This window comes from Burkholderia alba, assembly GCF_034721475.1.
Taxonomy (GTDB): domain Bacteria; phylum Pseudomonadota; class Gammaproteobacteria; order Burkholderiales; family Burkholderiaceae; genus Burkholderia; species Burkholderia alba.
In genome coordinates, this window is record NZ_JAWJWL010000141.1 from 1 (window position 1) to 1,009 (window position 1,009).

General features: G+C 57.9%; 2 pseudogenes. Both read right to left on the reverse strand.

Annotated features, from left to right (window positions below):
* Positions 1-298: 298 nt before the first annotated feature.
* A pseudogene (locus RZR99_RS32875) lies at positions 299-523 on the reverse strand (IS256 family transposase); the annotation flags it as partial.
* Positions 524-589: 66 nt separating this feature from the next.
* Positions 590-898 (reverse strand): annotated as a pseudogene (locus RZR99_RS32880) (2OG-Fe(II) oxygenase); the annotation flags it as partial.
* Positions 899-1,009 lie beyond the last annotated feature (111 nt).

Here is a 1,009-nt window from a genome sequence, read left to right on the forward strand (position 1 = left end):
CGAACCAAACATGGAACCCCGTCACGAGCTTGAAACCCGCGCCACACAAGCAACGACATCGGTCCGGGTTGCATTTTGTGTCATTTCCGATGACGGTGATCAGTCCAAGGTTGTGGTCATGTACGTGCCGCAGCGTTGACAATGGGTCTGGCCCGACAGCCACCTCTCCACCTGATTCGAAATCAGCTTTGCCTGCGCTCTGGCCAGCAGCGAGCGCCCCTCGGCAAGACTCAGGCCCAACTGGGCGAGACTGCAATCAGGGCGCTCAATCACAGCCAGAACTCTCTCACCGGCAGTGACCGTATCGCTGTCGGCCAACCTTGNCGGGTGCCTCCCCAAGTTTTGCACGCTCTCGATGGTGGTTCATCTCGCCGCCCAGCGCTCGCTCGATCAGCGCCTTCTTGAACGCCAGCGTGGCTGCATTGATAGCGTCGGCCATCATCGGGCCATTGCCGAACTGCTCGAGCAGCTCGGCGGGAATGGCCGCCAGGTCTGCCGGCTGGGCTTTCGGTTTGCGAGGCATAGACTCTCCTTGAGTGCAGGTTATGCCTTAAACACGAAATTACTGACAGGCTCTGGGTCGAAGACATCAGTAATCTATTCGCGTCTTGAACATCAGGGTGATGCGCATGGTCGGGCAGATACGCGATACACCGCGTGCGACGTGATAGACGAAACCCGGGAAAATCAGCAGGCGATTAGGTTTCGGATAGATCGCGGCGAGGATGTCGGTTTTGTCCTTCTGAAACAGGATCGTCTCTCCACCCCAGTCGGGATCCCAGTGCTCGTGCGGGTAATAGACGGCCGTGCAGGCGCCCGCTGCAAGCGAATCGGTGTGAACCGCACCGTCGGTGCCGTACGGCAGGCCGTTCGCATAGCAGCTTTGTAGCACATGATGTTGCAAATGGGATTGCAGCAGCGTCTGCCAGAGCGGGCCTGTCATTAATTTCGTGTTCGAGGCATATCATGACGCCAAGGAGTCAATATGCCCCGCAAACCGAAAGCCAAA